Origin of the sequence: Streptomyces sp. NPDC051907 (assembly GCF_040681075.1) — a bacterium.
GTDB lineage: Bacteria > Actinomycetota > Actinomycetes > Streptomycetales > Streptomycetaceae > Streptomyces.
The window spans coordinates 1-23521 of the sequence record NZ_JBFAYB010000051.1; the positions used below are offsets into that span (position 1 = coordinate 1).

Here is a 23521-nt window from a genome sequence, read left to right on the forward strand (position 1 = left end):
CCAAGGTGGTAGTAGGTAAGCGATGGGGTGACGCAGGAAGGTAGTCCAGCCCGGGCGGTGGTCGGCCGCAGGGGTCAACCGCCGGTCAGACGTTGGGGACTTTCAGCTTGTCCCAGCTCGACTTGCCCGGGATGCCGTCGGCGTCGCTCCCCGAGTAGCCGAGCTTGCGCTGCCATGCCGCGTACGACAGGCGGTCGGCCTCGCTCCACTTCGGCCCGGGGCCGACCTCGTAGCGCCCGCAGCCCTCGGCCACCAGGCGCTTGCCCATCGCCGTGACGACCGGGCTGTTGCGGCCGACGGCGAAGAACGCAGCCCCGGGGAACGGCTCGAACGCGGGCCTGGGCGGCGGCGGTTTGGGGCCGCCGTTGAGGCGCTCGCCGATCCGTGTGCGCATCGAGTCCATCGTGAAGCCGCGCGGGTCGATCTTGCCCGGCTGCCACTCCTTGTGCCCGATGACCGAGCGGTGCGACCAGCCGTGCGCTCGGCAGATCGCGGCCGCCGCCTTCTCGATCGCCTCCAGCTGGGCGGCGGGCCAGGGGTCCTCGCCGTCGCCGAGGTTGACGCACTCGAAGCCGTAGAAGTGGCGATTGCCGTCCGTGTTGGCCTCGTTGTCGGCCGGCAGCGAGGTCTCGTCGATCACCGCGCGCAGCACGTCGTCGTCGCCCATCCCGGCGTGGTTGGCCCGTCCGTTGCCGACCAGGTGCACCGAGCCGTCCTTGGCGATCACGCCATGGCAGAGCGGACCCGGCAGGCTCGAGTGGCCGTTGTAGCAGAGCTCTACGGAGCTCGTGGTGCCCGAGGTCACGGTGTGATGGATCATCACCCCGTGCATGGGCCCCCAGGGGCCCTTGTGGTTGCGGTTGTGCGTGCGCCAGCTGCGGTGCTCGACGACGTGCAGACCTTCGTCACGGAGAGCCTTGAGCAGTGTGGAGGCGGTCAGCGGCGTTGCCATCGCGGGGTTCCTTCCCAGGTGGGTGCGTCAGTTCTCGGGCTCCCCCCTTGGGCGTTTTGCCCGGTGGCCGCCGCCGCCGAACCGGTCGCGGCGCTCGACTCGGCGGCGAGCGGACCTGGATGCCGTACGGGGACCGCAGCATGGGCCGGCGCGGGTCGTCCACGGGCGTCCTGTCCGGCTCGAAGTAGACGAAGAGCGAGGCCGGCTCCACCGATGTGCCGTCGAGTTCGTCGACCGCGAAGGGTACAGATCCATTCTCCCGCGACCACTTGAACGCCGCATCCCTGGCCGCGCCGAGCTCATGGCCTCCAACGGTCAGCCGACGGCCCGGATGCCGGGATGCGCCCTGTGGCGCGCCGCCGTGATCTGCGCTGCCGCGGCCTCGGGCCGCGCCTGCCGCGCGGGCGCGGGGTCCGCCGCCTCCTGCGGGAACTCGAGCGCGCGGGTGCGGGCGTCCGGATCGATCCAGTTCACCGGCGGCGGATCGATGAACTGCTCCGCGTGGGAGACGTATCCGCGCTGCTTCACCGTGGCCGGCAGCGGATCGCGTACGAGCGATCCGGCCGGCAGCCCCAGCTCGTGCAGGAGTTCGGCCGTCTCCTGCACGAACATTGCCGGACCGCAGAGATAGACGGTCTCCGCACTCCAGTTCTGCCGTGTCGCCAGATGCAGTCGCAAGCGCTCCGCCGCCCGCCCCTGCCCTTCGCCGCGCCGCTGGTACCACCAGCCGGCCGTCACGCTCGGGTGCGCTTCGATCAGGTCGAGCAGGTAGCCGCCGTCGTAGTAGTGCGACTCGCCGCGGGCCACGACGTCGACGCTGACGCGGGGCGCGGGGCTGCGGGTCAGCAGCTCGTCGAGCACCGCCTTGACCGGGGCCCAGCCCGTGCCCGCCGCGATCAGCGTGACGGCGTCCGTGCCGGGCGGCGGGGCCAGCGCCGAGCCGGACGCGGCCCCCACCCGCAGGATCCGGCCCGGCCGGGTGCGATCGCACAGCGCCGTGCTGAGGAGCCCGTCCGCGACCCGGCCGACGTGGAACTCGAGCACGCCGTCGCGGTCGGGCCGGCCGGCCAGCGAGTAGGGCCGCCACACTCCCGGCAGCTCCGGATGCTCGACGGAGGCGTACTGGCCGGGGAGGCAGGGAAAGGGGGCGGACGTGATCGCGCGGATCACGGCCGTGTGCCCGCCGTGCAGGCGGTGCGAGACGACGGTGGCGTCCCACCAGGCGGGCTCGTTCTCGGCCGCGGAGCGGTGGGCGCCGCGTGTCATGGTCTCGGCGGCGACCGCGTAGACGCGCCGCCACGCCGTCTCCGTCCGTATGCTCCAGGAGTGGGCGCTGTGGAAGCGGATCGCCGCGATCAGGCTCTCGCCCACCGCCGTGTAGTCGGCGTCGGCTATCTGGAACTTGCGGTGGTCCCGGCCGAGCCGCTCCAGATGGGCGGGCAGACCCGGGTGGCCCAGCTGGTTCACGACGTGGACCAGCGCGGAGAACAGCCGCTCGTACTGGTCGCCCATGTCGGCGGGGAACAAGGGCCGTAAGCGAGGATGGTGGGTGAACAGATGCGCGTAGAAGTAGCGGACGACGTGACCGGACCGCCGTCTGACCCGTTCCAGGCTCTCCTTGACCACACCGATGTCGTCGTTCATGAAATCCCCCGCGCCAGGTGAAGCACCGGCCGGCCGCGCGAGGTCTGGGGGCGGCTGGGCTGCGCGCTCTTCACCGCGCGCCGCAGTGCTGAGCGACGCACGCTACCAACTCGGCGGCGGAATCGAGCCGTTGAAGCTGAAATTATTTCCCGACCGGAACATTCCTCTTCTCCGGCCGGGACAGGCGTGGCCGCGGGCCGTCTACAGGCCCTGCCAGGCGGGCTTCGCGGCGTACGTCGCGCGGAAGTAGTCGGCGAGCTTGAGCCGGGACGCCGCCGCCGCGTCGACCACCACGGTGGCGTGCGGGTGGAGCTGGAGCGCCGAGGCGGGCACCATCGCCGAGAGCGGGCCCTCGACGCAGAGCGCCACCGCGTCGGCCTTCGCCTCGCCGGTGGCCAGCAGCACGAGGTGGCGGGCCTCCAGGATGGTGCCGATGCCCTGGGTGATCACGTGGTGCGGGACCTCGTCCAGGCCGTCGAAGAACCGGGCGTTGTCCTTGCGGGTCTGCTCGGTGAGGGTCTTGATCCGCGTACGGGAGGCGAGCGAGGAGCAAGGCTCGTTGAAGCCGATGTGGCCGTCGGTGCCTATGCCCAGCAGCTGGAGGTCGACGCCGCCGGCCTCGGTCAGCGCGCGGTCGTAGTCGGCGCAGGCCCGCGCCATGTCCTGGGCGGTCCCGTCCGGGCCCATGAAGGACTCCGGGGTCAGCCCGAGGGGCTCGACGACCTCGCGCAGGACCACGGAGCGGTAGGACTCGGGATGGCCCGACGGCAGTCCGACGTATTCGTCCAGCTGGCAGATCCGGGCGCGGGAGGCGTCCGTCTCGCCGGTGCGCACCTTGGCGGCCAGGGCCTCGTAGATCGGCAGCGGGGTCGATCCTGTGGCGACGCCGAGAAGGGCGTCGGGCTTGCGTCGCAGCAGGTCGGCCATGGCCTCGGCGATGAGCTCGCCGCCGCTGGCGGAGTCCGGAACGATGACAACTTCCACGAAGATCCCTGTCTCTGAAAGCGCGACTGGTGTAGACCAATCTACCTCGTGGGCGGCGTGCTGTCGCCCCTGGGGCGGGGGCGGGGGCGGGAGAGGGTGGGGCGGGGGCAGGAGGCGGCCGCAGCGGGGCGTAGCCGTCGCCGGGCGGGGGTGTACGGGGTGTGGCCCCCGGGTGGAAATCCGGATGCGATCCGGATGCGACAGGGCTTTCCGCGCTCAGATGAGGGCCTCCCCCGGGAACGGGGAGGTGAGGGGGCGGCGGCAGGAGTCGGGCCGCACGTCCCGGACCGGTACCTGATCAAGGCCTGGGCAGCGTCTTCGAAAGGAGGACCCCCGGTGCGAACGTCAGAACAGCGGGAGCTGGCCGGGGAAGGCGGGGACGACGCTTCCGTCCAAGGTCTGCTGAAGCGCGGGGACGAGCGGCGCCTGCCGCCGGGAGCCCGGGCAGGAGACCAGTTCGCCGGCCGCGCGAGGGCCCGCCGGATCATGGCGGGCGAAGCGCCCGGCGACGACGGCGATCTCGCGACGGCAGACCGGGCACAGACGACGGGGAGCGGACATGCGCCCCAGTCTGCCAGGCCCGATGGGCGTTCTGCCTCGTCGTTCGGCCCGGCCCTCGCGGCGGTTGGCGTCCGGCGGGTCCTGTTCTGCCTGGTCGTCCGGGTCCGGAGGCTCTCGTGGCCCGTGGTGCCCGGCCGGTCCGCTGGCGCTGGCCGGTCACGCTATGCCTCGTCGTTCGGGCCGGAGGCCCTCGCGGCCCGTGGCGCCGGGCCGGTCCCGTTCTACCTCGCCATCCGGCCCGGCAGCCCTCGCGGCCCGTGGCACCGACCGATCCGCCATGGGCCGGCGGTCCGGGTGAACCCTCCTCGCCCGCTCCCCGCCCGCCCTCGCGCGAACTGCTGTCGCAGGCCCGGGACTTCCCAGAGCGAGGCGCACAACCGCTCCCAGCCCCCGGGGGTCGCGCACCCGGCGTCGCCGCCTCCCCGCCGCACCATCGAGGCGTACGAACCCCTCGTCCGACGTACCCGCGCGACCCCCGTCCCTCTTCGGCACAATGAACCGGTGATCTACCGCTACCGCGTCCTCGGCGCAGCCGCCGCCCTCCGACCGGACGGCGTCGAGATCCCGCTCAGCGGAGGGCGGCTGCGGGCGCTGCTGGCCGCGTTGGCGGCGGCCGGGGGCGAGGCCGTCCCGGCGAGCGAGCTCGTGGCCCAGGTCTGGGGCGAGGACGAAGACCGGCCGGCCGACGAGACGGCGGCGCTCCAGGCGCTGGTCGGACGGCTGCGGCGGGCGCTGGGCAAGGACGCCGTGGGCTCGGTCCCGGGCGGTTACCGGCTGGCCGCCGACCGGGACGCCGTCGATCTCTTCCGCTTCGAGCGGCTCCTGGATCAGGGGACCGCCGCCCTGGAGGCCGGGGATCCGGCCGAGGCGGCCCGGCTGGTCGACGAGGGCCTCGCGCTCTGGCGCGGTCCGGCGCTCGCCGATCTGCCGGGCCGGAGCGCCGACCCTCTCGCCGTCCGCGCGCAGCGGCGGCACGACGAGGCCCGCCGCACCCGGCTGGCGGCCGATGTGGCGCTCGGCAGGGCGGGCGCGGTGCTCGCCGAGCTGACGGCGCTGGCCGCCGCCGCCCCGCTGGACGAGCCGCTGCAAGCGCTCTGGCTTCGGGCCCTGGCGGCGGCGGGACGACCGGCCGAGGCGCTGGCGGCCTACGAGGACGTCCGCAGGACTCTCGCCGACCGGCTCGGCGCGGACCCCGGCGCCGAGCTGCGCTCCCTGCACGCCCAGCTGCTGGCGGGCGAGCCGGAGAAGCCCCGCGTGCGGGGCAATCTGCCGGCCCGGCTCACCTCCTTCGTGGGCCGCGAGGACGAACTCGCCGATCTCGCCCAGGAGTTGCGGGCACACCGCCTGATCACCCTGCTCGGGCCGGGCGGCGCCGGCAAGACCCGGCTCAGTCTGGAGGCCGCAGGGGCCGCCGAGGCCGCCGGACTGTGGCCGGACGGGGTCTGGGTGGCCGAGCTCGCCTCCGTACGGGACGACCGGACCGTTCCCGAGGCCGTGCTGACCGCCCTCGGCGCGCGCGGAACGCAGCTGCGAGGCGGCGGCCCGGCCGCGGTGGACGGCGCGACGGCCCACGACCCGCTCGCCCAGCTGGTCGACCACTGCGGGCGCCGCCGCATGCTGCTCGTGCTCGACAACTGCGAGCATGTGGTCGACTCGGCGGCCCGGCTGGCGGAGGCCGTCCTCACCCGGTGTCCCGGCGTGCGCGTGCTGACCACCAGCCGCGAGCCGCTCAACGTCCCCGGCGAGAGAGTCCACGGCGTGGGGCCGCTGCCACCGGAGGCCGCATTGCGGCTGCTGGGCGAGCGCGGCGCCGCCGTCCGCCCGGGGTTCCGCACGGACGACGACCTCCCGGCCTGCGTCGAGATCTGCCGCCGGCTCGACGGACTGCCGCTCGCCCTCGAACTGGCCGCCGCCCGGCTGCGCGCCCTGACCCCGCGCCAGATCGCCGACCGGCTCGACGACCGCTTCGCTCTGCTCAGCGGCGGAAGCCGGACCGCGCTGCCCCGGCAGCAGACGCTGCGGGCCGTCGTCGACTGGTCCTGGGAGCTGCTCGACGAGGAGGAGCGGAGCGTGCTGCGCCGGCTGGCCGTCTTCTCCGGCGGCTGCGCGCTCGCCGAGGCCGAGGCCGTGTGCGGGGCTGGCGCGCTGGCGCCGCTCGCCTCCCTTGTCGACAAGTCGCTCGTCGTCGCCGCGCCGGGCGAGCCGGACGGGCCGAGCTCGCCGGACGGGATGCGCTACCGCCTCCTGGAGACCGTCGCCGAGTACGCGGGGGAGCGGCTGGAGGAGGCCGGCGAGCGAGCCGACGCGCAGCTGCGGCACCTGCACGCGTACCAGGAGCTGGTGCGCACGGGCGACCCGGAGCTGCGCGGGCCGCGCCAGGGCGAGTGGCTCGACCGGTTCGAGAGGGAGCACGACAACGTACGGGCGGCGCTGCACACCGCCGTACGGCTCGGCCGGGAGCAGGAGGCGCTGTGCCTGGTGCTCTCGATGAACTGGTTCTGGCAGCAGCGCGGCCATCAGGCGGACGCCCGCGACTGGTCGTCGGCGGTCGCCGGGCTGGGCCCCGACCCCTTCCGGACCCCGGTGCGGCCTGCCGTCGCGCTGGCGGAGCGCGTCACCGAGGCCGCACCGCCCTGGGAGGAGGAGCAGCTGTGGGAGGCGCGGCGCGGGGTGCGGCTGATGGCGCTCGCCGGCCAGGACGAGAGCGGCGCGGCGTTCACCGACCCGGGGTCGCAGGGGTATCTGCGCGCGGTCGTCGCCGCCTATCGGCCGGGGCTGCCCCAGACCTGCCGTCAGCCCGGATCGATGTGGTTCTTCGCACGGCTGATGACGGGGGAGTTCACCAGCCTCGCCGAGACGGTGGACGCGCTGGTCGCGAGCTGCGCCGAGCGCGCCCCAGACGGCCGGCCGGACCGGCAGACAGACCGGCAGACAGACCGGCAGACGGACAGGCGGGCGCGGCGAGGGACGGCGGAAGCGGGCTGGGATCTCGGCTTCGCGCTGCTGCTGCGGTCCAAACTGCTCGGCGAGCAGCCCGCCGGCGGGCGCGCGGGCGACGCCGACCGGGCGCTCGGCCTGCTCGAGTCGGCCGGCGACCAGTGGGGGATCGCCGAGGCGCTCGCCGCGCGCGGAGAGGCGTACGAACGCGACGGCCGCCACCAAGAGGCCGCCGCCGACTACGAGCGCGCCATGGCCTGCGCCGCCCGGGTCGGCGCACACGCCCAGGCGCCGGTGTTCAAGGCGCGGCTGGCGTCCGTGCGGCTGCGGACCGCCGAGAGCCCGGGGGAGCGGGAGGGCGCGGAGCGCCGGCTGGCGGAGGCCGTGGCCGAGTCGGCCCAGTACCCGGCCGAGGCGCTGAGCACGGCGCGGATGCTGCTGGCCCAGCACTACGGACGCACGGGCCGCACCGCGTCCGCGCGCGGCCAGCTGCGCTCCATGGAAGCCGAGCTGACCGCGTCGACGCCCGCGCTCTTCCGCGGCATCGTGGCCGGCACGCACGGCTGGCTGGACTGTCTCGACGGGGAGTACGAACGTGCCCTCGGCCATGTCGAGGAGGCCGTGGAGCAGCTGGACAGCGTGGCGTACGTGGTCGCGCCGCATCTGATCGCCGATCAGTTCCTCTGCGCCGCCTGGGCGTCGGCGCGCCGTGGGTCGCCGCGGGACGGCGCACGGCTGCTCGGAGCGTACGACGCGAGCAGCCGGACGCCGGGCGGACTCGGCTTCCGGCCCTTCCTCGACGATCAGGAGACCAGAGGGCACGCCGAGTCGGCGGTACGGGAGGGGCTGGACGACCGGGCGGAGTACGACCGCGCCTATGCGGAGGGCGGCCGGCTGGAGCTGCGGGAGGCCGCCGCCCTGATCCGACGGCCCCGGCCCGCGACATAGGGCGAGCGCCGGGGCCGACGGCAGAAGCGAGGACAGCGGGTCGAGACCGTGGGCCGATCTTGTGAGCGGGCCCGCTCCGCGTTGCCCGACGGCGCCCGAGGCCGCAGGATCCACCCCATGGACAAGACGACAGTCGTCAACCTCAAAGGCCACCGCGACGACCCCGAGTACGCGGACGTCGTCTACGTGGGACGCGCCATGCACCGCGGCGGCTGGCACCTGGACGCCTCGCCGCTGGCCTGCCCCTACCGCCCGGGACGGGACGGCACCCGTGAGGAGGTCGTCGAGCAGTACCGCGTGTACCTCCTGGCCCGGCCCGAGCTCCTGGCACACCTTCCTGAGCTGCGCGGCCGTCGGCTCGGATGCTGGTGCGCACCGGAGCGCTGCCATGCGGAGGTCATCGCCGAACTGGCGGACGACGGCGTTGGCTGACCGCCGCCCGGCAGGGTCGCCGCCCACCCGGGGGAGAGCGTTCTAGGCGGTGCGCGCCTGCGCGTCGGCCAGCCGCTCGCGCGCCTCGGCGAGGTCCTCGGGGGTCGGGGCGTCGTCCTGGGTCAGGGCGCGGCGCCAGTGGCCGCAGAAGTGGACGGCCCGCCGCTCCAGGCCGCGCGCGTCCAGGAGATGCCTGCGCAGCTCGCGCACCGCGCCGGCCTCGCCGCCGAGCCAGGCGGCCCCCGCGCCCGCCGGGAGTAGGGCCGCGCGCACGGCCTCGACGAGCAGCTCGCCGTGCCCGGCGCCCGCCGCGTCCCGATGCAGCCAGTGCACCGTAGCCTCGTTACGGGCGCCGAAGGACGGGCCGAAGCGCTGCTCGTCGGCCGCCTCCGGGATCTCGATGTACGCCACCGCCCGCGCGCCCTCGGGCAGCGCCTCCAGCAGCGCGCCGATCGCCGGCAGCGCCGACTCGTCCCCGGCGAGCAGCAGCCAGTCCGCGGCGTCGAGGGCGAACGGCTCGGCAAAGTACGCCGAAGGCCCGTACATGCCGAGCGTGTCCCCCGGCCGCGCCGCCGCGGCCCAGCGCGTCGCCGGGCCGCCCTTGTCGTGGAGGACGAAGTCGACGTCGATCTCGGTCTGCTCGGGACGGTGGGCGCGGACGGTGTAGCTGCGCGTCCAAGGGCGTTCGTCCTCGGGGATCGCCTGGAACGCCGTGTACCACCGCATCACATCGGCCTCGGTCGCGTCGCCCGGCGCCGGGAGACGCGGGGCGCTCTGCCCGGGGCGCGGGAAGTACAGCTTCACCTGCTGGGCGGGCCCGTCCAGAGCGAAGCCCGCGAGGTCCGGGCCGCCGAAGGAGACGCGAGCCATGTGCGGGGTGAGCCGGGCGACCCCGGTGACCTGGACGAACCTGACGGGCAGCCGCGGATCGGACGGAGTGGACGGAGTGGAGGGGGCGGGCGAGGGCATCGGCGCTCCTGACGCGGGGTCTGAGGGGGCTGAGGGGTACGAGCCCCACCGTCGCGCCGCCCGCCGACACGCCGCCGACGCGCCGCCTACACGGGGGCCGTCGGACCCGCCCCCGCCCCGCGTCTCTCAGCCCTCGCGTACCGCCGACGCCCAGCGCGCCAGATCCTGCGGAGTGCGCGGACCCGGCTCGCCCTCGCCCAGCAGCCCATGCGCCCGCAGCACCTGAGCCGCGGCCGCTCCCCACGGCCTGCGCAGCCGCGCCGCGTCCAGCAGCGCCTGGTCCGCGAGCAGCTCGGCGACCGGGCCGGTGCGCAGCCCGTCCGGGGAGAGCACCGCCGCGTCGTCCGCCCAGCGCAGCGCGAGGTCCACGTCGTGGGTCGCCATGACCACCGTCGTACCGGACTCCCGCAGCCGGCCCAGCACCTCCAGCAGCCGCTCCTGGCCGTGCGGATCGAGGCCCGCGGTCGGCTCGTCGAGGATCAGCACGCGCGGCCGCATCGCCACCGCGCCCGCGATGGCCGCGCGCTTGCGCTGTCCGTACGAGAGCAGATGCGTCGGCCGGTCGTACAGAGCCGTGATGTCCAGGGCCTGGAGCGCCTCGTCCACCCGGGCCCGGACCTCGTCCTCGGCCAGCCCCAGGTTCATCGGGCCGAAGGAGACGTCCTGGCCGACCGAGGCGGCGAACAGCTGGTCGTCGGGGTCCTGGACGACCAGCTGAACGGTCGTACGGAGCCGGGTCAGCCCGGCCCTGTTGTAGACGACGGGCTCGCCGTTCAGCCGCAGCACGCCCTCCGCGCACTGCAGCCCGCCGCTCAGGAGCCGCAGCAGCGTGGTCTTGCCGCTGCCGTTGCGGCCGAGCAGCGCGGTCGAACGGCCCGCGGCCAGGCCGAAGTCGACGCCGCTGAGCACGGTCGGACCGTCCTGGTAGGCGTACGCCGCCCCGACGAGCTCCACAACGGGCGAGGCGTTCATAGGGCGTACCTTTCGACGACGAGAGTGGCGGCGACGATGCCGCAGAGCAGCGCGGCGGACCCGGCGAGGAACGGCCGTGAGACGGCTGCCGGGGGCAGCAGCACCCGCAGCGATCCGTCGTAGCCGCGCCCGGCCAGCCCCGCCTGCATCCGCCCCGCGCGGTCGAAGGCCTGGACGAACGCCGTCGAGGCCAGCCCCGCGAGGGAACGCCAGGCAGCCGCCCGGGTCGTGTGCCCGAGACGGGCGGCCTGCGCCTGGCGGATGCGGGCGACGGAGTCGAGCAGCAGAAAGCTGATCCGGTACATCACCAGCGCCACGTCGACCACCGCGGGCGGCACGCCGACCCGCACCAGCCGCGGCAGCACGTCGGAGACGGGCGTCGTGAACGCGAAGAGCAGCACGCCCAACGAGGCGGCCGAGGTCCGCAGCAGCAGACGCACGGCGTGCGCCGGCCCGTCGGGCGCGAGCGCGACCAGGCCGTCGGGGCCGCCCACCGCGAACAGCAGCGGAACGGCCCCGGTGACGCAGAAGCCCAGCGGGATGCGGAAAGCGCGCCACAGCTGCCTGGGCGCGACCCGGGCGGGGCCGAGCAGCACGGCGAGCGTGGCGACGGCGACGAAGACGGCCCCCGGCCAGGGCGGCAGACAGACCGCGGCGACGGTCAGCCCGAGGCCGAGGACGGCCTTCTCCACGGGATGGCGGCGGCGCCAGCGACTGCTGTGCGCCGCCGCGTCGATCGGCAGCACCGGCGACTAGACGCGGTCGCCCTGCGGGGCCCCGTCCGCGGGGCGAGCGGAGTCACTCGCCTCCGCCGCCGTACGGTCGGCCTTCGATGCGTCCGCGTCCGCGCCCGGCGCCGCCGCGACGAGCGCCTGCCCCTGACGACGGCCCTTGCGCAGACCGAAGTAGTAGGCGAGCACGCCCGCGCCGAGCGCCGCCTGGAGGGCGAACAGCGCCGACTCGATCTCGCCCGACGGCGGCTCGTACAGCGGCGAGAACCACGGCTCGTAGTCCGGCGCCAGTTCGGTGATCGCCGTCTCCGCCTGCGCGTCCGCGCCGGCGAACGGCTCCTCCTTGTCGTCGCCGAGACCCAGCACCAGAGGCAGGACGGCCAGCGCCGCCACGATCGCGAGCAGCAGAGTGTTGATCTTCGCGTTACGGCTCATCAGACCGCGGCCTCCTGCTTCTTGTCCTGACCCTGGAGCAGCACGCCGAGCCGGGTCAGCTCGCCCTTGCTCGACTGCACCAGCAGCCGCATCACCAGCACGGTCAGCAGGCCCTCGCTCACGGCCAGCGGAATCTGGGTGACGGCGAAGATCCCGCCGAACTTGGCGAGCGCGCCCGCGAAGCCGCTGCCCGGGTCGGGGAACGCCAGCGCCAGCTGGACGCTGGTGACGCAGTACGTCGACAGGTCGGCGACGAACGCTCCGAAGAACACGCTCACCATCAGCGGCAGATCGAACTTCCGCAGCAGCCGGTAGACCGCGTATCCCGCCCAGGGCCCGACGATCGCCATCGAGAAGGCGTTGGCGCCCAGGGTGGTGAGTCCGCCGTGAGCCAGCAGCAGCGACTGGAACAGCAGGGTGATCGTGCCCAGGACCGCCATGATCGGCGGTCTGAACAGGATCGCGCCCAGCCCCGTCCCGGTCGGGTGGGAGCAGCTGCCCGTCACCGACGGGATCTTCAGCGCGGACAGGACGAAGGTGAAGGCGCCGGACGCTCCCAGCAGCAGGGTGGACTCGGGGTTGGCCTTGACCTCCCGGGTGAGCGCACGGACTCCGTGTACGACAAAGGGGGCGGCTGCGGCGCCCCAGGCGGCCGCGTGCAAAGGGGGCAGATACCCCTCGGCTATATGCATGGTCGGGAGACCCTCTCCAGCACCTCGTGGATGGACAACGCGCCTCGGCCGGTCTCCTGGCTGACGGGTCATGATGCCCGGACTCCGCCTTCCCGGGCGCCACGGTCTCCCGCGGCGTCCCAGTGGCTCCCCGTGAGGGGGGTGGAGCCGGACTTCCCGATCACAGTGGCGAGGGCCGCACCGGTACCGCACCGGTTTCCCGTACACCAAGGCGGTGTGACAGTAGTGCTCCCACCAGCGGAATCACAAGCCGCGCACGGATGCACAAGCGCCGCACCCGCCTCCTGGGGCCTCACGTCTTGCGGTAGCCGTACGCCTCCGAGGCCGCCGCTTCCACCGCGTCCAGGCCGCCTCCGGCCGACGCGGTCACCACCGCCGCCACCGCTCCCTCCACGAACGGAGCGTCCACCAGCCGTGCGCCGTCCGGGAGTTCGTCGCCCTCGGCGAGGAGCGCCTTGACCGTCAGCACGGCGCTGCCCAGATCGACGAGGACCGCCACGCCCGCGCCCCGGTCGACCTCCCGAGCCGCCTGGACGATCAGATCTGAGCTGGTGCCGAGCCCGCCGTCGGGCGTGCCGCCCGCGGCGGCGACGGGCGCGATCGCTCCGCCGCCGGCGAGTCCCCGGGCCAGGTCGGCGACGGACTGGGCGACCTGCCCGCTGTGCGAGACCAGGACGATCCCGACGAGCGCCGGCTCCGGTCCCGTCGTCCCCGTACCCGGCTGCGGCTGCGGCGCCGTGCTCATACGACCGCCTCCGCCAGCGTCGCGATCAACAGCGCCGAGGACGTCGCGCCGGGGTCCTGGTGCCCGATGCTGCGCTCGCCCAGGTAGCTGGCCCTGCCCTTGCGCGCCTGCAACGGCACGGTCGCCAGCGCCCCGCTCTCGGCGGCCTCGCGGGCCGCCGCGAACGAGTCCGTGCCCTCGCCGAGGGCCTCGACCGCCGGCTCCAGCGCGTCCAGCATCGTCTTGTCGCCTGCCTTCGCCCCGCCGAGCTGCGCCACGGCCGCCACGCCCGCGCGCAGCGCCTCGGCCAGCTGCCCGGGCGTCACCTCGGCGTCGTCGCCGAGCGCCTTGCCGGTGCGCCGCAGCAGCGTTCCGTACAGCGGGCCGGACGCCCCGCCCACGGTCGAGATCAACTGGCGTCCCGCCAGCGTCAGCACGGCGCCCGGGGTGGCCGGCGACTCCTTCTCCAGAACAGCCGTCACCGCCGCGAAGCCGCGTTGGAGATTGCTGCCGTGGTCGGCGTCGCCGATCGCCGAGTCCAGCTCGGTGAGACGGTCCGCCTCCCGGTCCACGGCGGCCGCGGCCCCGGTCAGCCAGCGGCGGAAGAATTCGGCGTCCAGCACATGAACTCCTAGGCAGTCAGCGGTCCCCGGCCCCTTCAGCGACCCCAGCGAAGCGCCGCGGTCTGCACCGGGGCGTCCCACAGCCGCAGCAGCTCCTCGTCGACCTGGCAGAGCGTCACCGAGCAGCCGGCCATGTCGAGCGAGGTCACATAGTTCCCGACGAGGGTACGGGCCACCGGCACGCCGCGCTCGGCGAGCACCCGCTGCACCTCCGCGTTGTACCCGTACAGCTCCAGCAGCGGGGTGGCCCCCATTCCGTTGACGAGCGCGATCACCGGACCGGTCGGGGCGAGGTCGTCCAAGACGGCGTGCACCGCGAAGTCGGCGATCTCCCGGGAGGTCATCATGGCGCGCCGCTCCCGGCCCGGCTCGCCGTGGATGCCGATGCCCAACTCCAGCTCCCCGGGCGGGAGGTCGAAGGTCGGGCTGCCCTTCGCGGGCGTGGTGCAGGCGCTCAGCGCGACGCCGAAGCTGCGGGAACTCGCGTTCACCTGCCGGGCGACGGCCTCGACCCGCTCCAGCGGGGCGCCCGCCTCGGCGGCCGCTCCCGCGATCTTCTCGACGAACAGGGTCGCTCCGGTGCCCCGGCGCCCCGCCGTGAACGTGCTGTCGGTGACCGCCACGTCGTCGTCGACCACGACCCGGGCGAGCCGGACCCCTTCGTCCTCGGCGAGCTCGGCGGCCATCTCGAAGTTGAGGACGTCGCCGGTGTAGTTCTTGACGATGAAGAGCACCCCCTCGCCGCTGTCCACGGCGGCGGCCGCCCGCGCCATCTGGTCGGGCACGGGGGAGGTGAAGACCTCTCCGGGGCAGGCGGCGTCGAGCATGCCGGGCCCGACGAACCCGCCGTGCAGCGGCTCATGCCCCGACCCGCCTCCGGAGACCAGCCCGACCTTCTGGGCGACGGGTGCGTCCCGCCGTACGATCACCCGGTTCTCCACGTCCACGGCCAGCTCGGGGTGCGCGGCGGCCATTCCGCGCAGCGCGTCCGCGACGACGGTCTCCGGCACGTTGACAAGCATCCTCATGGGTATCTCCCGGTGAGATCGACTACACATCAGGCCCAGCGGCGGCCGCGTCCGCCCTGATGGCGACGGTAGGCCAGCCTGCCGCCCAGGGCCAGGCGGGTGAGCGCCTTGATCGGGTCGGGGGGCGAAACGGCACGGCGAGCGGGAGACGGGCGGCTCGTCGGTGTCGAACATGAATTCGATTGGCGGGAGGTGTGCAGAGGGGGGCAGGGGGTGTACGGCGCCCGGCCCCGCGAGCGATCGCGAGCTGTCGGCCCGCGACCGGGGCGTCTGGGGGCCCGAGGCTTGTCGAACCGCGATCCGGCTCACCCGACGACCGTAGGCGGCCCCGGGAAGCGGAAGGCCTGGTTCAAACGCGCTCCTGAGGGACCGATGTTCTCTCTTGGCGCCGCACTCGGCCCAGGTGTTGCCTGATGGGCGTCGGAGGAGACAGCCATGAGCACTGAGAAGCGCCGCCCGCCTGCCGCGCCGCGATGGAACCGTCTGCTGGCCCTGTCGGCCGCGCTTGTGCTCGCGGTCACGGCCGCGGCCTGCGCGGACGGGCGGCCCTCGGCGCCGGACGCGCCCGCGAGCGACGTCCGGGCGGAAGCCGGGCCGTGGACAGACGCCGGATCGTCCCTCGGCGGACCCGGCGCGAACGGCCTGGAGCAGAAGGGCTCTTCGGGGTCCACCGTCCCCGCGGCCCGGATGCCGCCGTTGGAGCGGACCGTGGGCGGCGGCAAGCGGCAGCTGCGCACCTCGGTGTACTTCCTGCACGGCGAGCACATGTCCCCGGCCCCGCGCCAGGTCACCGCGCCCGCCACCGCCGACGGCGCGCTGCGCGCCCTGCTCGCGGGGCCCAGCCGCGCGGAGCGGGCGGACGAGCGCACCACGGCCATCCCGGCGGGCACGGCCCTCAACTCGGTGGTCGTACGCAGGAACCTGGCGACCGTGGACCTGTCCGAACGGTTCGACGACGGCGGCGATACGTCCCTGCGGGCCCGCGTCGCCCAGGTCGTCTTCACCGCGACGCGCTTCCCCGAGATCCACAAGGTGCGGTTCGCGCTCGACGGCAAGCCGGTGAGCAGCCTCGGCGGCGAGGGCGTCGCCCTCGACAAGCCGGTGGGCCGCGCGGACTTCGAGGACCTGACGCCACAGATCCTGGTGGAGGGCCCGCTGCCGGGCAGCGAGATCGGCAGCCCGGTGCGGGTGTGGGGCAGCGCGAACACCTTCGAGGCCGCCTTCAATCTGAAGATCACGGACTCCGCCGGCCGTGCGGCGGCCGACGCCTTGGTCACGGCCTCCTCGGGGTCGGGCACGCGGGGGAGCTTCGACGTGACGCTGCCCTACCGGGCCGTGCGCTCCGGCGGCGGCATGCTGACCGCGTACTACCGCTCCGTTGAGGACGCCCGTCTGGTGGTCGTCGACACGGTCCCGCTGACGCTGAACCGCTGACGCGCACCGCCTGCTGACGCACGCCTGACCTGCACGGCCGCCGACGCACCGCGGTCCGACGGCGCCCCGCCCCCGACCGACCGAGGCCCGGCGACGCACCCGCCCTCAGGCCCGCAGGTCCTCCGCCGCGTCCGCGACCCGCGCGATCAGCCGCAGCAGCACCTGCTGCTCGTCCTCGTCGAGAGGCGACAGGAACACCCGGTTCATCCGGCTGGTGCGGCTGACGAGCCTGCGGTGGAGCTTCTCGCCCTCGTCGGTCAGCTCCAGCACATTGCGCCGGCCGTCCAGCGGATCCCGCACCCGCGCCAGGAGCCCGCGCCGGGCGAGGCGGGCGACCACGTCGGCGATGGTGGAGCGGTCCAGGTGGACGTGCCGGCCGAGCGTGCGCTGGTCGATGCCCGGCTTCTCGACGAGAGTGTTGAGCACCGCGAACTGCGGCGAGGTGGTCTCCTCGGAGACCATCGCGCCCCACAGCAGGGAGTGCGCCTGCTGAAGCCGTCGGGCCAGATGCCCGGGGTGGGTGCTCAGATCGACCGCGGTCATACGGCCCCCCTCACTAGTACGTGTACTGACCTATTGACGGACGAGTATCTGCGTGGAAGCGTACTGCCTCGTTACCAAAAATAGTCAGTGCACTGAGTATTATTCACTGCTTGCACCACGGAGTGACGATGGCCGACATCCGCAGTCTCCACGACGCCGTGGCGGACCTCATCCACGACGGCGACACCGTCGCGCTGGAGGGCTTCACCCACCTGATCCCGTTCGCGGCGGCGCACGAGATCATCCGCCAGGGCGTCACCGACCTCACCCTCGTACGGATGACCCCCGACGTCGTCTACGACCAGCTCATCGGCGCGGGCCTGGCGAGGAAGCTGGTCTTCTCCTGGGGCGGCAACCCCGGCGTCGGCTCGCTCCACCGCTTCCGCGACGCCGTGGAGAACGGCTGGCCGCGCCCTCTGGAGCTGGACGAGCACAGCCACGCCGGCATGGCCAACCGCTATGTCGCCGGCGCCTCCAAGCTGCCCTTCGCCGTGCTGCGCGGCTACCGCGGCTCCGACCTCGCCACCCGCACGGACACCGTCGCCACCGTCGTGTGCCCCTTCACGGGCGAGGAGCTGGCCGCGGTCGCCGCCCTCAACCCCGACGTCGCCGTCGTCCACGCCCAGCAGGCCGACCGGGACGGAAACGTCCAGCTGTGGGGGCTGACCGGCGTCCAGAAGGAGGCCGCGCTCGCCGCGGACCGGGTGCTCGTCACCGTCGAGGAGGTCGTCGACCGGCTGGAGCCCCGCCCCGGCGGGATCGTGCTGCCCACCTGGGTCGTCGACGCGGTCGCCGTCGCGCCCGGCGGCGCCCACCCCTCGTACGCCAGCGGGTACTCCGTGCGCGACAACGCCTTCTACCAGGCATGGGACGCCATCGCCCGGGACCGCGAGAGCTTCGCCCAGTGGATCGAGCAGAACGTACGCACCGAAGGGGCGACCGCCCGATGAACGCCGAGACGGACTTCACCCGCGACGAGCTGATGGAGGTCAACGCCGCCCGGGCGCTGGCCGGGGCCACGACCTGTTTCGTCGGCATCGGGCTGCCCTCCACCGCCGCCAACCTCGCCCGCACCACCCTCAACCCCGGCCTCGTCCTGCTCTACGAGTCCGGCACGATCGGGTCCAAGCCGACCCGGCTGCCGCTCTCCATCGGCGACGGCGAGCTCGCCGAGACCGCGGACGCGGTCGTGTCGGTGCCCGAGATGTTCAACTACTGGCTGCAGGGCGGCCGGATCGACGTCGGCTTCCTCGGCGCCGCCCAGATCGACCGCTTCGCCAACATCAACACCACCCTCGTGGACCGCGGCCCCGACCGCCCGCAGGGCCGGCTCCCCGGCGCGGGCGGCGCCCCCGAGATCGCCGCGAACTGCGGCAAGGTGCTGATGGTGCTCCGCCACTCCACCCGCAACTTCGTGGAGAAACTCGACTTCGTCACCACCCTCGGCCATGGCGCCGGCCCCGGCGACCGCGCCCGGCTCGGCCTGCCCGGCGCCGGACCCGTCGCCGTCATCACCGACCTCGGCGTGCTGCGCCCCGACCCGGCCACCGCCGAGCTGGTCCTCACCGAGCTCCACCCCGGCGTCACCGTCCAGCAGGTCCGCGACGCCACCGGCTGGGAGCTGAGGACCGCCGGCGCCGTCACGGCCACCGAGCCGCCCACCGCCGCCGAGCTGGCCGCGCTCCGCGCTCTCAAGGCCGCCTGAAGGAGCCCCCGATGACCCGCGATCTGCCCCGGCGCGACGTCTATGTCGTCGACGCCGTCCGCACGCCCGTCGGCAAGTACGGCGGCGCGCTGTCCTCCGTACGACCCGACGACCTCGCCGCGCACGTCGTCAGGAGCCTCCTCGTCCGTACGCCGGACCTCGACCCCGCCCGCGTCGGCGACGTCTTCTTCGGCAACGCCAATGGCGCCGGCGAGGAGAACCGCGACGTCGCGCGCATGGCCGTGCTCCTCGCCGGGCTGCCCTTCTCCGTGCCCGGCGTCACCGTCAACCGGCTGTGCGCCTCAGGCCTCGAGGCCGTCGTCCAGGCCGCGCGGGCCATCGCGCTCGGCGACGTCTCCCTCGCCCTGGCCGGCGGCGTCGAGTCGATGTCCCGCGCGCCCTGGGTGCTGCCCAAGCCCGAACGGGCCTTCCCCGCCGGCCACCAGCAGCTCCACTCCACCACCCTCGGCTGGCGCATGGTCAACCCCGGCATGCCGCCGCAGTGGACGATCCCCCTCGGCGAGAGCGCGGAGCTGATCGCCGACAAGCACGGCATCACCCGCGAGCAGCAGGACGCCTACGCCCTGGCCAGCCACGAGAAGGCGGCCGCCGCGTGGAAGGACGGGCACTACGACGCCGAGGTCGTGCCGTACGACGGCGTGGAGCTGGTACGGGACGAGAGCGTCCGCGACTCCACCTCGATGGACGCGCTCGCCAAGCTGAAGCCCTCCTTCCGCGACAACGGCACGGTCACGGCCGGCAACGCCTCGCCGCTCAACGACGGCGCCGCCGCCCTGCTGCTCGCCGACGAGGAGGGGCTGCGGGCCACCGGCCGCGAGCCGCTCGCCCGTATCCGCGCCTCCGCCGTCACCGGCATCGACCCCCGGTACTTCGGACTCGGGCCCGTCCAGGCCGTCCGGCAGGCGCTCAGCAGATCAGGCCGCACCTTCACGGATCTGAGCCTCGTCGAGCTCAACGAGGCCTTCGCCGCCCAGGTCCTCGGCTGCCTCGCCGAATGGCCCGAGCTGGACCCCGCCCTGGTCAATCCGCGCGGCGGGGCGATCGCCGTCGGCCACCCCCTCGGCGCCTCCGGCGCCCGTCTCGCCGGCGCGGCCGCCCACCAGCTCAAGGCGGCGGGCGGCGGCCTCGCGGTCGCCTCCCTGTGCATAGGCGTCGGCCAGGGCCTCGCCCTCGTCCTCGAAAGGTAGAACCGATGGCAGACACCCAGGCCGTCATAGACCTCGAACTCGCCGAGAAACAGCGGGAGTACGACAAGGCCCTCGCCGACGGACAGCGCCCCGCCGACCATCCGCAGCGCGACTTCGCCCCCTACCGCAGCAGCGTCCTGCGCCACCCAGAGCAGCCGCTCGTCGCGGTGGGCGGCGACCCCGAGACCGTCGAGCTGCGCACCCCCGTCTTCGGCGTCACCGACGTCACCGAGGCCGACGGCGACCTCACCCGCCAGCACGCGGGCGAGCCCCTCGGCGAACGGATCACCGTCTCCGGCCGGCTCCTCGACAGCGGCGGACGGCCCGTGCGCGGCCAGCTGATCGAACTGTGGCAGGCCAACGCCTCCGGCCGCTACGCCCACCAGCGCGACCAGCACCCCGCCCCGCTCGACCCCCACTTCACCGGCGTGGGACGGGTACTGACCGGCGACGACGGCTCGTATCGCTTCACCACCGTCAAGCCCGGCGCCTACCCGTGGCGCAACCACGAGAACGCCTGGCGGCCCGCCCACATCCACTTCTCGCTCTTCGGCACGGCCTTCACGCAGCGGCTGGTGACCCAGATGTACTTCCCGGGCGATCCGCTGTTCGCCTACGACCCGATCCTGCGGTCCGTCACCGACCAGCAGGCCCGCGACCGGCTGGTCGCCCGCTACGACCACACCCTCTCCCAGCCCGAGTGGTCGCTCGGCTACCACTGGGACATCGTGCTCGACGGCCCCAGCGCCACCTGGATCGAGGAAGGCCGCCGATGAGTCTGCCGCCCACGCCCTCGCACACCGTCGGCCCCTTCTACGGCTACGCGCTGCCGTTCCCCGGCGGCGGCGACGTCGCCCCGGCCTCCCACCCCGACGCGATCACCCTGCACGGCCGTGTGTACGACGGGGCGGGCGCGCCGATCCCCGACGCCCTGCTGGAGTTCTGGCAGGCGGGACCCGACGGATCGATCGCCGCGGCGCCCGGGTCGATGCGCCGCGACCCGGTGACGGGGGGCTTCCTCGGCCGCAACGGGGTGGACTTCACCGGCTTCGGACGCGTCCCCACCGACGCCGACGGGCACTACACGCTGCGCACCCTCGCCCCGGGCGGGCCGGCGCCCGCTCCGTACATCAGCGTCTGCGTCTTCGCGCGCGGACTGACCCACCATCTGTTCACCCGGGCCTATCTGCCCGGCGGCGAGGACGCGCTGCTCGCCTCGCTGGACCCGGCGCGCCGGGCGACGCTCATGGCCACGCCCGAGGGCGGCGAAGGGACCGGGCGCGGAGGGACCCGGGCCCTCCGGTTCGACGTCCGTCTGCAAGGCGAGGGAGAGACGGTCTTCCTCGACTTCCACCGCACCGGCCGCGCGGCCGGCGGTCCGAGCGGCGGTCCCCATGACCCCCGGTGACGACGTGGGCCTCCTCGCCCCGGTGCGGGCGGGCGCCGCGGCCGAGGCGAGCACCGGGGACGCGGCCCTGCTCCAGGCCATGCTGGACGCCGAGGCGGCCCTGACCCGGGCCCAGGCGGCGCTCGGCCTCGCCCCCGCCGAGGCGGCCGACGCGGTCGCCGCCGCCGCGCGCGCCGAGCGCTACGACGTACGGGACCTGGCGCTGCGCGCCCGGGCCGGCGGCAACCCCGTCATCCCGCTGATCGCCGATCTGACCGCCGAGGCCGGCCCGGACGCGGCGCCGTACGTCCACCGGGGTGCCACTAGCCAGGACATCGTGGACACCGCGCTGATGCTGACCGCGGCCCGCACCCTGCCGGGCGTCCTCGTGGACCTCGAGCGCACGGCGGCCGCCCTGGCCGCGCTCGCCGCGCGGCACCGCGACACCCCGATGGCGGCCCGCACCCTCACCCAGCACGCCGTGCCGACGACCTTCGGACTGAAGGCGGCGGGCTGGCGCAGCCTGGTGCTCGACGCCCACGACCGGCTCTCGGCGCTGCGGCTGCCCGCCCAGCTCGGCGGAGCGGCGGGCACCTTGGCCGCGTTCGGCGACCACGGGATCGCGCTGGCCGCCGCCTTCGCCGCCGAGACCGGCCTCGCCGAGCCGACGCTGCCCTGGCACACCCTGCGCACGCCCGTCGCCGACCTCGCCGCCGCGCTCGCCTTCGCCTGCGGCGCGCTCGGCAAGCTCGCCGCCGACGTCCTCGTGCTCTCCCGCACCGAGCTCGGCGAGGTCGCCGAAGGCAGCGGCGGCACCTCGTCCGCCATGCCCCACAAGGCCAACCCGGTGCGCGCGACGCTCATCGCGGCCGCCGCCCGGCAGTCGCCCGCGCTCGCCGCGGTACTGCTCGGCTCGCTCGTCGCGGAGGACGAACGGCCCGCCGGCGCCTGGCACGCGGAGTGGCAGACGCTGCGCGAGCTGCTGCGCCTCGCGGGCGGCGCCGCCCGCGAGGCGGCCGAACTGGCCGAGGGGCTGCGGGTGTTCCCGTACCGTATGCGCGCACAGCTCGACCTCACCGACGGCCTCATCGTCAGCGAACGGATCGCCGCCGCCCTCGCACCCCACGTGGGCGCGGCCCGCGCCAAGGCGCTCGTCGCCGCGGCGGCCCAGCGCGCCGCCGCCGAGGCGGTCGGCCTGGCCGACGCCCTCGCCGACGATCCCGCGCTCGCCGGACTGCTGTCCACGGCCCGACTGACCGAACTCGCCGACCCCACCGGCTACACGGGCGCCGCCCCCGCCCTCGCCGACCGCGCGCTGCGGCGCGCCCCGCACGCCGCCGACTCCCAGGAGCGCCCATGACCGCCCCCCTGCTGCACCACCGCGTGGACGGCTCCGGCCCGCCTCTGATCCTCGGCCCCTCGCTGGGCGCCTCGCTCGCCGTATGGGACCCGCAGGTCCCCTCGCTCGCCCGGCGCCACCGGCTGATCCGCTACGACCTGCCGGGCCACGGCGGCTCCGCCGCCGGCCTCCTGCCGCACGACGGGAGCGCCACCGTCGCCGACCTCGCCGAGGCGGTGATCGCGCTCGCCGACTCCCTCGGGCTGGGCGCCTTCTCCTACGCGGGCGTCTCGCTGGGCGGCGCGGTCGGGCTGCACCTGGCCGTCCACTGCCCCGAGCGGGTCCGGTCCCTCGCGCTGGTCTGCTCCTCGGCCGTCTTCGACGACGCGGCGGCCTGGTCGGCGCGCGCCGCGCTGGTGCGGGCCGACGGCCCCGGGGCGATGGCGGCCAGCCGGCCTGGCGTCTGGTACTCCGCCGCCTTCGCGGACTCCTCGCCCCTGGCCGCCGCCCTCATCGCCGACCTGCGGGCCGTCGACCCGGCCGGATACGCGGCCTGCTGCGACGCGCTCGGCGCGTACGACCTCAGGGACCAGCTGTCCCGCGTAGAGGCGCCGACGCTGGTCGTGGCCGGCCGCGACGATCCGGCGACCGGGCCCGAGCACGCCCGCGAGATCGCGGACGCGGTGCCGGGCGCGACCCTGCTCGAGATCCCGGGCGCCGCCCATCTGGCCGGCGTCGAGCGGCCCGAGCCGGTCTCGGCGGCGCTGGCCGCCCACTTCCGGCCGTCCTCGCCCGCCGACGACGTCTCGCGCCACGCGGCGGGCACGGCAGCCCGCCGGGCCGTGCTCGGCGACGCGTACGTCGATGCCGCCGTCGCCCGCACCACCGAATTCACCGCCCGCTTCCAGGACTTCATCACCCGCTGTGCGTGGGGCGAGATCTGGACGGACGACACCCTGGACCGGCGCACCCGCAGCTGTGTCACCCTCACCGCGCTGACCGCCCTGGGCCACAGGGACGAACTCGCCCTCCATGTGCGGGCCGCGCTCGGGTGCGGCCTCAGCCGTCGGGAGATCGGCGAGGTGCTGCTCCAGTGCGCCGTCTACTGCGGGGCGCCCGCCGCGAACGCGGCCTTCGCGACGGCGCAACGGGTCTTCGACGAGATCGACGCCGCACGCTGAGCGGCCGGCGCTCGGCGGCGCCGCCCCGCTCGACGTCGGGTGTGAGCCATTCGACCGGCGGCCGCCGCCGGACGGAGGGATCATCGAGGGAG

At 74.5% G+C, this 23521-nt stretch carries 23 protein-coding genes and 1 riboswitch; of the genes, 10 read left to right on the forward strand and 13 right to left on the reverse strand.

Translation table 11 applies throughout. From position 1 onward, the window contains the following. Window positions 1-85 precede the first annotated feature (85 nt). The 4 genes from AB0M39_RS24520 to AB0M39_RS24535 form a co-directional block, all read right to left on the reverse strand. On the reverse strand, window positions 86-952 hold the full coding sequence (locus AB0M39_RS24520; protein WP_365367825.1) for a peptidoglycan-binding protein: 867 nt from the start codon (window positions 950-952) through the stop codon (window positions 86-88). 315 nt (window positions 953-1267) lie between these two features. Next, window positions 1268-2596, reverse strand: a complete 1329-nt coding sequence (locus tag AB0M39_RS24525; RefSeq protein WP_365367827.1) for a globin domain-containing protein — start codon at window positions 2594-2596, stop codon at window positions 1268-1270. Window positions 2597-2797: 201 nt separating this feature from the next. Next, window positions 2798-3580 carry a glucosamine-6-phosphate deaminase gene (gene nagB / locus AB0M39_RS24530; protein WP_365367829.1) on the reverse strand — a complete coding sequence of 261 codons (783 nt, stop codon included), beginning with the start codon at window positions 3578-3580 and terminating at the stop codon, window positions 2798-2800. Between the two features lie 345 nt (window positions 3581-3925). Then, a complete protein-coding gene (locus tag AB0M39_RS24535; RefSeq protein ID WP_365367831.1) occupies window positions 3926-4141 on the reverse strand; it encodes a hypothetical protein in 216 nt (71 codons plus the stop codon). Between the two features lie 501 nt (window positions 4142-4642). Between AB0M39_RS24535 and AB0M39_RS24540 the strand changes: the two genes are divergently transcribed. Continuing rightward, complete coding sequence (locus AB0M39_RS24540) at window positions 4643-8026, forward strand: BTAD domain-containing putative transcriptional regulator (protein ID WP_365367833.1); 3384 nt, start codon at window positions 4643-4645, stop codon at window positions 8024-8026. Window positions 8027-8143: 117 nt separating this feature from the next. Next, window positions 8144-8458, forward strand: a complete 315-nt coding sequence (locus tag AB0M39_RS24545; RefSeq protein WP_365367835.1) for a DUF4326 domain-containing protein — start codon at window positions 8144-8146, stop codon at window positions 8456-8458. 42 nt (window positions 8459-8500) lie between these two features. On the opposite strand, the gene AB0M39_RS24550 is transcribed toward AB0M39_RS24545, so the two are convergent. The 8 genes from AB0M39_RS24550 to dhaK form a co-directional block, all read right to left on the reverse strand. Next, on the reverse strand, window positions 8501-9427 hold the full coding sequence (locus AB0M39_RS24550; protein WP_365367837.1) for a siderophore-interacting protein: 927 nt from the start codon (window positions 9425-9427) through the stop codon (window positions 8501-8503). A gap of 126 nt (window positions 9428-9553) precedes the next feature. After that, on the reverse strand, window positions 9554-10399 hold the full coding sequence (locus AB0M39_RS24555) for an ATP-binding cassette domain-containing protein (RefSeq protein ID WP_365367839.1): 846 nt from the start codon (window positions 10397-10399) through the stop codon (window positions 9554-9556). Beyond that, a complete protein-coding gene (cbiQ, locus tag AB0M39_RS24560; RefSeq protein WP_365367841.1) occupies window positions 10396-11145 on the reverse strand; it encodes a cobalt ECF transporter T component CbiQ in 750 nt (249 codons plus the stop codon). Before cbiQ ends, AB0M39_RS24555 begins: the two co-directional genes overlap by 4 nt. 6 nt (window positions 11146-11151) lie before the next feature. Then, window positions 11152-11565, reverse strand: a complete 414-nt coding sequence (locus AB0M39_RS24565) for an energy-coupling factor ABC transporter substrate-binding protein (protein WP_365367843.1) — start codon at window positions 11563-11565, stop codon at window positions 11152-11154. Beyond that, a complete protein-coding gene (locus tag AB0M39_RS24570; protein WP_365367845.1) occupies window positions 11565-12257 on the reverse strand; it encodes an energy-coupling factor ABC transporter permease in 693 nt (230 codons plus the stop codon). Before AB0M39_RS24570 ends, AB0M39_RS24565 begins: the two co-directional genes overlap by 1 nt. Window positions 12258-12285: 28 nt before the next feature. Next, a riboswitch (cobalamin riboswitch) is annotated at window positions 12286-12483 on the reverse strand. Window positions 12484-12549: 66 nt separating this feature from the next. Continuing rightward, window positions 12550-13002, reverse strand: coding sequence for a PTS fructose transporter subunit IIA (locus AB0M39_RS24575; RefSeq protein WP_365367847.1), 453 nt, complete (start codon window positions 13000-13002; stop codon window positions 12550-12552). Then, on the reverse strand, window positions 12999-13604 hold the full coding sequence (dhaL, locus tag AB0M39_RS24580) for a dihydroxyacetone kinase subunit DhaL (RefSeq protein WP_365367849.1): 606 nt from the start codon (window positions 13602-13604) through the stop codon (window positions 12999-13001). The genes AB0M39_RS24575 and dhaL overlap by 4 nt, the downstream gene beginning before the upstream one ends. A 35-nt stretch (window positions 13605-13639) precedes the next feature. Then, on the reverse strand, window positions 13640-14632 hold the full coding sequence (dhaK, locus tag AB0M39_RS24585; protein WP_365367851.1) for a dihydroxyacetone kinase subunit DhaK: 993 nt from the start codon (window positions 14630-14632) through the stop codon (window positions 13640-13642). Between the two features lie 435 nt (window positions 14633-15067). Between dhaK and AB0M39_RS24590 the strand changes: the two genes are divergently transcribed. Then, window positions 15068-16066, forward strand: coding sequence for a GerMN domain-containing protein (locus tag AB0M39_RS24590; protein ID WP_365367853.1), 999 nt, complete (start codon window positions 15068-15070; stop codon window positions 16064-16066). A gap of 105 nt (window positions 16067-16171) precedes the next feature. On the opposite strand, the gene AB0M39_RS24595 is transcribed toward AB0M39_RS24590, so the two are convergent. Further along, complete coding sequence (locus AB0M39_RS24595) at window positions 16172-16609, reverse strand: MarR family transcriptional regulator (protein WP_365367855.1); 438 nt, start codon at window positions 16607-16609, stop codon at window positions 16172-16174. Between the two features lie 128 nt (window positions 16610-16737). Here AB0M39_RS24595 and AB0M39_RS24600 point away from each other — a divergent pair, with 128 nt between their 5' ends. From AB0M39_RS24600 to AB0M39_RS24630, 7 genes are read left to right on the forward strand one after another with little or no spacing between them, the layout of a single operon-like run. Further along, window positions 16738-17559 carry a CoA-transferase gene (locus AB0M39_RS24600; protein ID WP_365367938.1) on the forward strand — a complete coding sequence of 274 codons (822 nt, stop codon included), beginning with the start codon at window positions 16738-16740 and terminating at the stop codon, window positions 17557-17559. After that, a complete protein-coding gene (locus tag AB0M39_RS24605) occupies window positions 17556-18314 on the forward strand; it encodes a CoA-transferase (RefSeq protein WP_365367857.1) in 759 nt (252 codons plus the stop codon). Before AB0M39_RS24600 ends, AB0M39_RS24605 begins: the two co-directional genes overlap by 4 nt. A gap of 11 nt (window positions 18315-18325) precedes the next feature. Then, window positions 18326-19522 carry a thiolase family protein gene (locus AB0M39_RS24610; protein WP_365367859.1) on the forward strand — a complete coding sequence of 399 codons (1197 nt, stop codon included), beginning with the start codon at window positions 18326-18328 and terminating at the stop codon, window positions 19520-19522. 5 nt (window positions 19523-19527) lie between these two features. Further along, window positions 19528-20298, forward strand: coding sequence for a protocatechuate 3,4-dioxygenase subunit beta (gene pcaH / locus AB0M39_RS24615; protein WP_365367861.1), 771 nt, complete (start codon window positions 19528-19530; stop codon window positions 20296-20298). After that, a complete protein-coding gene (gene pcaG, locus AB0M39_RS24620; protein ID WP_365367863.1) occupies window positions 20295-20930 on the forward strand; it encodes a protocatechuate 3,4-dioxygenase subunit alpha in 636 nt (211 codons plus the stop codon). The genes pcaH and pcaG overlap by 4 nt, the downstream gene beginning before the upstream one ends. Further along, window positions 20917-22269, forward strand: coding sequence for a 3-carboxy-cis,cis-muconate cycloisomerase (pcaB, locus tag AB0M39_RS24625; protein WP_365367865.1), 1353 nt, complete (start codon window positions 20917-20919; stop codon window positions 22267-22269). The genes pcaG and pcaB overlap by 14 nt, the downstream gene beginning before the upstream one ends. Then, complete coding sequence (locus tag AB0M39_RS24630) at window positions 22266-23429, forward strand: alpha/beta fold hydrolase (protein ID WP_365367867.1); 1164 nt, start codon at window positions 22266-22268, stop codon at window positions 23427-23429. The genes pcaB and AB0M39_RS24630 overlap by 4 nt, the downstream gene beginning before the upstream one ends. Window positions 23430-23521: the final 92 nt, after the last annotated feature.

What these genes read in the sequence shown, in the direction of transcription:
- AB0M39_RS24520 (WP_365367825.1), bottom strand. Translation starts at nt 952, where the DNA reads ATGGCAACGCCGCTGACCGCCTCCACACTGCTCAAGGCTCTCCGTGAC.
- AB0M39_RS24565 (WP_365367843.1), bottom strand. Translation starts at nt 11,565, where the DNA reads ATGAGCCGTAACGCGAAGATCAACACTCTGCTGCTCGCGATCGTGGCG.
- pcaB (WP_365367865.1), top strand. Translation starts at nt 20,917, where the DNA reads ATGACCCCCGGTGACGACGTGGGCCTCCTCGCCCCGGTGCGGGCGGGC.
- AB0M39_RS24525 (WP_365367827.1), bottom strand. Translation starts at nt 2,596, where the DNA reads ATGAACGACGACATCGGTGTGGTCAAGGAGAGCCTGGAACGGGTCAGA.
- AB0M39_RS24570 (WP_365367845.1), bottom strand. Translation starts at nt 12,257, where the DNA reads ATGCATATAGCCGAGGGGTATCTGCCCCCTTTGCACGCGGCCGCCTGG.
- pcaH (WP_365367861.1), top strand. Translation starts at nt 19,528, where the DNA reads ATGGCAGACACCCAGGCCGTCATAGACCTCGAACTCGCCGAGAAACAG.
- dhaK (WP_365367851.1), bottom strand. Translation starts at nt 14,632, where the DNA reads ATGAGGATGCTTGTCAACGTGCCGGAGACCGTCGTCGCGGACGCGCTG.
- AB0M39_RS24605 (WP_365367857.1), top strand. Translation starts at nt 17,556, where the DNA reads ATGAACGCCGAGACGGACTTCACCCGCGACGAGCTGATGGAGGTCAAC.
- AB0M39_RS24535 (WP_365367831.1), bottom strand. Translation starts at nt 4,141, where the DNA reads ATGTCCGCTCCCCGTCGTCTGTGCCCGGTCTGCCGTCGCGAGATCGCC.
- AB0M39_RS24555 (WP_365367839.1), bottom strand. Translation starts at nt 10,399, where the DNA reads ATGAACGCCTCGCCCGTTGTGGAGCTCGTCGGGGCGGCGTACGCCTAC.
- AB0M39_RS24590 (WP_365367853.1), top strand. Translation starts at nt 15,068, where the DNA reads ATGAGCACTGAGAAGCGCCGCCCGCCTGCCGCGCCGCGATGGAACCGT.
- AB0M39_RS24595 (WP_365367855.1), bottom strand. Translation starts at nt 16,609, where the DNA reads ATGACCGCGGTCGATCTGAGCACCCACCCCGGGCATCTGGCCCGACGG.
- AB0M39_RS24610 (WP_365367859.1), top strand. Translation starts at nt 18,326, where the DNA reads ATGACCCGCGATCTGCCCCGGCGCGACGTCTATGTCGTCGACGCCGTC.
- pcaG (WP_365367863.1), top strand. Translation starts at nt 20,295, where the DNA reads ATGAGTCTGCCGCCCACGCCCTCGCACACCGTCGGCCCCTTCTACGGC.
- AB0M39_RS24545 (WP_365367835.1), top strand. Translation starts at nt 8,144, where the DNA reads ATGGACAAGACGACAGTCGTCAACCTCAAAGGCCACCGCGACGACCCC.
- AB0M39_RS24575 (WP_365367847.1), bottom strand. Translation starts at nt 13,002, where the DNA reads ATGAGCACGGCGCCGCAGCCGCAGCCGGGTACGGGGACGACGGGACCG.
- AB0M39_RS24550 (WP_365367837.1), bottom strand. Translation starts at nt 9,427, where the DNA reads ATGCCCTCGCCCGCCCCCTCCACTCCGTCCACTCCGTCCGATCCGCGG.
- AB0M39_RS24600 (WP_365367938.1), top strand. Translation starts at nt 16,738, where the DNA reads ATGGCCGACATCCGCAGTCTCCACGACGCCGTGGCGGACCTCATCCAC.
- AB0M39_RS24630 (WP_365367867.1), top strand. Translation starts at nt 22,266, where the DNA reads ATGACCGCCCCCCTGCTGCACCACCGCGTGGACGGCTCCGGCCCGCCT.